We start from the raw sequence: 5,609 nt of genomic DNA, 5'->3' as shown, positions 1-5,609 counted from the left end.
GCATACGCCCCCATGATCCCATCGGGGACGGCGAGCATAATCGAGATCGGCAATGTCCATCGCTCATACAATGCCGCGAGAATCAGATACACCATCACTAAGGCGAAAGCCATAATCATCAATGCTTTGGAGCCGACGAGTTTCTCTTGGAGGTATAAGCCGTCCCAATCATAGCTGACACTTGTCGGCAAAAGAGTATCACCTTTGGCCTCAATGACTTTAATCAAATCACCTGAACTGTAGCCCGGTGCAGGAGAACCCATTACGGTAGTGCTGAGGACACCGTTAAAGTGTTCAATCGAGGATGGTGCACTGGACATGGTGACATGAACAACTGACGATAATGGTACGAGCTGCCCTGCGCCTGAGCGAACCCATGCGCGTCCGATATCTGCGGGGGTAGCACGGTAGGGAGAATCCGATTGCATTTGTACCCAGTAGGTTTTACCGTTTTTATCGAATTGGTTGATGTACATCGTCCCTATGGTGGCTTGGAGTGTTTGGTAGACATCGCTGATGGCAAGCCCCATCATTTTTGCTTTGTCACGATCCACTTCTACCATTAGTGTCGGTGTATTGATATTCATGGTGGTCATCGGGTTTTTGATACTAGGATCGTTGCGCAAATCACCTACAAACGCATTGGTTGCATTCGCTAGGGCGTTAAAATCATTGCTTCCCGGTTGTAATAATCGCAAGCTGAACATATCGGATGGTCCCATTCCACGAATCGGCGGAGGTGGCATCGCAAATACTTTTGCCTCTTTGATACTTCCTAATTTTGGTCCTAGTGAGTTTAAGATTCCAAATACCCCAAGCTCTTTTGTGGGGCGTTCATCCCACGATTTTAGACGGGTAAAGATAACGGCGGCATTAGGCTCTTGAGAAAAGGTGAGGATATTGAGTCCTGTGATAGCGGTGTATTTTGCTACACCCTCTTGTTTGCTCAAAATAGTCTCGACTTGTTTGACCACTTCTAATGTACGGTTGGCGGTTGCCCCATCGGGTAAGACGACAGCGGTGATAAAATACCCCTGATCTTCCATCGGCAAGAAGGCACTTGGTAATGTTTTGTGAAAAAATCCGATAAAAAAGTAAGTGGATAGATAGATAATCAAGAAAATAAACGATTTACGGATCATAAAACCGGATCGGCGTACATAGTTATCGGTCATATTGGCGAATTTACGGTTAAACCATCGGAAAAAGCGAGCCGGTTCATTTTTATGGTGCTTGAGGATCAATGCACCGATAGCCGGAGCAAACGTTAACGCCATAAAACCTGAGAAGACAACGGAGATCGCGATGGTTGCGGCGAATTGTTTGTAGAGCTGACCCGTCATACCACCCAAAAAGGTAGCAGGGATAAAGACGGCACACATAACGAGGACGATGGCAACGACGGGCCCTGAGATTTGAGCCATAGCTTTGATCGCTGCTTCGCGAGGGGAGAGTTTTTCGCTCTGTAAAATCCGCTCCATGTTTTCGATAACGACGATGGCATCATCGACGACAATCCCGATGGCGAGGACGAGACCGAAGAGGGTGAGAGTATTGATCGAATATCCCAGAAGGTACATCCCGATAAAAGCACCTGTTAGTGAGATCGGGATAGAGAGGATCGGGATCATTGCGGCGCGGGCACTTTGCAAAAAGAGATAAATAACCAAGCTAACCAAAATAATGGAAGCAAAGAGAGTGAAAACAACCTCTTCAATCGAAATTTTGACGAAATCGGTGGTATCGTAAGGGATGGAATACTCGATTCCCTGAGGAAATTTTTTCGAGAGTTTTTCCATTTTAGCGGCAACGGCGGCTGAAGTGTCTAACGCGTTGGCATTGACATCGGCAAAAATACCGATCATAGCAGCCGGTTTACCGTTAACGCGTCCGAAAAACTCGTAGTTTTGGCTCCCTAGCTCGACACGGGCAACATCTTTAAGGCGCAATGTCGAGCCATCAGGTTTTGCACGGACAATGATATTTTGGAACTCTTCAGCGGTTGAAAAACGCCCTTTTGAAGTGAGTTGCATCGTCCACATTTGCTCATCATTCGTGGGTGCTTGACCTAAACGCCCTGGGGAGACTTGGAGGTTTTGATCTTTGATCGCGGCTGCGATTTCAGCACTGCTGACTCCCAAAGATGCCATTTTATCAGGGTTTAGCCAGATGCGCATCGCATAATCGCGTTGACCGAAGATTTGCGCTCGTCCGGCACCGGGGATTTTTTTCACTTCATCGAGTAGATTCGCGGAGATATAGTTACTGATCCCTGTCGCATCGTAGCTTCCATCCGGTGAAGTAATCGCAACGATCAGTAAAATATCAGAGGTTTTTTTCTGAACGGTGACACCCAAATCACGAGTAGTTTGAGGAAGTTGAGCAATGACAGAGTTGATACGGTTTTGAACGTCAACCGCGGCTAAGTCTTGGTTGACTCCGATGTTAAAGGTACAGGTGATCGATGCGCTTCCAGGAAGTGCAGCGGCTTTGGAGGACATATACATAAGTCCATCCGCACCTGAAATTTGAGATTCCAGTGGGGTGAGAATGGTGTTAGCGATGGTTTGCGCATCCGCACCCGGATACTGTGCATTCACGACAACCGTAGGGGGGGTGAGATTTGGTAACTGCGAGATCGGGAGACTTTTGATCGCCACAAATCCCAGCAGCATAATAATCATCGCGATGACTGCTGATAAAACGGGGCGATTGATAAAATATTTACTAAACATAATTATTTCGCATTCGGAATGACTTCCGCTCCCGGTTTGAGTTTAGGCAACGAATCGGCAGCGATTTTTGTCCCAGCAGTAATACCGCTTTCGATGATGACATTTTCACCGATCCACTCTCCCGCGACAACCGGTTTTGGTGTGACGGTATTATTGGCTTCGATGGCGTAGACAAATTTCCCTTTTTCACCGCTAAGGAGCGTTTTTTGAGGAACGTAGAGGGCATCTTTCCACTCCATCCCTTTTACTTTTACTTTGACAAACTGCCCTGGGAGGAGTTTATGGTCACTGTTATCGATTACCGCTCGGTAGGTGATGTTTCCGGTAGTTGGATCAATAAACGGTGAGATAAAGTCGATTTTACCTTTTCGTGTTAGTGCGACGCCATCACTTAGCGTTAGTTCCACATCATATACATTATCTTTTGGGGTGATCAGTTTTCCGCTGGCAATTGCATTTTGGCGGGCTATTTTTTGGTTTTCACTAAACGTGAAGTGAACATAGATTGGATTGTTCTGATACATCGTTGTGAGTAATCCATTGGCTCCGGCACTGATGTAGGTTCCGATATCGACTTTAGACTGATCGACAAACCCGCTCATCGGAGCTTTGATAGTCGTATAGCTGAGGTTGAGTTTGGCTTGTTCGAATGCTGCTGCTGCCCCTGCAAGTGCCGCCGCCGAGTTTCGTTCATTGGCAGTAGCCGTGTCGAGCTCTTGTTGACTGGCGGCGTTTGCCTGAGCTAGTGGTTTAATACGATTGAATACTGCTTTTGCGTTAGTGTAATTCGCTGATGCCAAATCATACGCCGCTTTTGCCGTATTATAAGAGTTTTTCAAATCGCTTGGATCGATCACAAAGAGTGTTTGCCCCTCTTTGACAAATGAACCCTCGGTATAGTGGCGTTTTTGGAGGTATCCGTTGACACGTGCATAAATTTGGACGGTATTATAGGCCTCTGTTTGTCCTGTCGCTTCTAAAACCGCAGGAAAGTTACCGGTTTTAACCTCGGTAGTCGTTAGGGGCACTGGACCCTCAGGCGGTTTTTCCATCCCTGGTGCTTTGGGGCGTTCACATCCGCTCATGGTGATGATAAGTGCGGTGGATAGAGTAATAGTGCTTAGGCGGTTCATTCGGATTCCTTTGAGGTGTAGTTGAGAGTGAGGCACATCTGTTTTAAGACACGTAGGGTAATGACGAGTTCGTCTGGATCGATCCCTTGATGGATGTATCGGGTTGCTTCCGCTAAAACACTCATCGTCGGTTTTTCCAGTGCAATCCCTTGTTCAGTAAGGGTGACATGGTTGCACCGTTTATCCTGACATGCCGTTGCTCTTTGAATAAGAGAGCGTTTTTCTAAACCTGCGATGAGTCGGGTCACGGAGGTTTTATCCTTACCGACGAAATCGGCGATATTTTGTTGGGTAGAGGTTCCCTCTTTCCATAGTACAACCATCACTTTGAACTGCTCAATCGTCATATCAATTCCATTGAGGGCGAGTTGACGAGTGAGGTAGTTTCGTGCCGCCATCGCCGAAAGGTTGGTAAGACACCCTAATGATTCTATCGTTGGGCATTCACATCGATTCATAAAAAACTCCTAAATAGTTGACTATGCAACTAATTGAACGAATTCTAGTTTAAATCACACTCCAAAGTCAAGCTCTATTTGTTAATAATGTTAATCGTTAAGGAGGATTTGTGCGCTATAATCCGCCGATTTTTACAAAAGGGTTTTACGTTTATGTTTCGATTGATTTTGATGGTTGCGGTTTTAGTAGGATCTTTGTGGGGGGCAGCAGCTCCCAAAAAAATCCCAGTCTTGTGTTATCACCGTTTCGGGGTGGAAGTTTCCGATTCGATGACGATCAAAAATACCGCATTTGCCGAGCAGATGGAGTGGCTTAAAACACATGGTTATAGTGTTATACCGCTTGATATGGCGATGGGGTACCTATCGGGCAAAGTGAAAACAATCCCCGCTAAATCGGTGGTGATTACTGTCGATGACGGACATAAAAGTGTTTACAGCGATATGGCTCCTATCGTCAAAAAATACAAGATTCCCGTGACCCTCTTTATCTATCCGAGTGCGATTTCCAACGCCAAGTACGCTATGAACTGGGAACAACTCCGTGAACTCGAAACAACCAAACTGTTCCGTGTCGAGTCTCACACCTACTGGCATCCGAATTTTAAAAAAGAGAAGAAAACGCTCACGAGTGAAGAGTACGCTAAATCGGTCGACAAACAGCTGAACGGATCGAAGAAAAAACTCGAAGAGAAAACGGGACATGAGATCAAATACCTCGCATGGGTGTTTGGAATTTATGATGATGCACTCCTCGTTGATGCTAAAAAAGCAGGATATGCGGCAGCATTTACGATTGATCGCAAGCATGCCTCTTCAGGTGATAATACGATGGCGTTAGGACGCTATATGGTGGTGAGCAAACATACGATCAAAGATTTTGAGAGAATGGTGGACGGGAGCGAAGATCGGATGCCCAAAGATAAAAAAGAGGTTGTGAAATATTGAGAGGGACAAGGGGAAAGTCCCCTTGGCTACGCTAATTTAGCATAGGTGCAAAAATGCACAAAAGCAGAAATGTGACTAAAAGCTTTTCCATAAAATCCCCCTTCGTAGAGTTTTTGGAGGGCAAAAAAAAAGGTCGGAGGTTTCGAACCCTCCGACCTTTGCCGCTCCATTAACTCTACGAAGCTTTAGTCACGCGAAAATTATACCACAAAATAAAATCAAAATTATTTAGCTTTAAATGTTACACCGCTAAGTTAGATTTCCGTTCGTGGTGAGCTAGTCGAACCATGAACGATTTACCCTTCGACAGGCTCAGGGCGAACGGGGGATTGGTT

General features: G+C 45.9%; 4 protein-coding genes. 1 reads left to right on the top strand and 3 read right to left on the bottom strand.

Annotated features, from left to right (window positions below):
- The 3 genes from WA010_RS07075 to WA010_RS07065 form a co-directional block, all read right to left on the bottom strand.
- A partial coding sequence (locus WA010_RS07075) for an efflux RND transporter permease subunit (RefSeq protein WP_422556431.1) occupies positions 1 to 2,735 on the bottom strand: 2,735 nt, incomplete at its 3' end.
- A gap of 2 nt (positions 2,736 to 2,737) precedes the next feature.
- Entirely contained in the window at positions 2,738 to 3,868 is a 1,131-nt protein-coding gene (locus WA010_RS07070) for an efflux RND transporter periplasmic adaptor subunit (protein WP_422556430.1), read from the bottom strand.
- On the bottom strand, positions 3,865 to 4,326 hold the full coding sequence (locus WA010_RS07065) for a MarR family winged helix-turn-helix transcriptional regulator (RefSeq protein WP_422556429.1): 462 nt from the start codon (positions 4,324 to 4,326) through the stop codon (positions 3,865 to 3,867). The genes WA010_RS07070 and WA010_RS07065 overlap by 4 nt, the downstream gene beginning before the upstream one ends.
- A 153-nt stretch (positions 4,327 to 4,479) precedes the next feature.
- Between WA010_RS07065 and WA010_RS07060 the strand changes: the two genes are divergently transcribed.
- Entirely contained in the window at positions 4,480 to 5,274 is a 795-nt protein-coding gene (locus tag WA010_RS07060) for a polysaccharide deacetylase family protein (protein WP_422556428.1), read from the top strand.
- Positions 5,275 to 5,609: the final 335 nt, after the last annotated feature.

The organism is Sulfuricurvum sp. (assembly GCF_049305995.1).
Classification (GTDB): domain Bacteria; phylum Campylobacterota; class Campylobacteria; order Campylobacterales; family Sulfurimonadaceae; genus Sulfuricurvum.
Note: the sequence above shows the minus strand (reverse complement) of the source record. Positions and strands in the feature narration are given on the sequence as shown.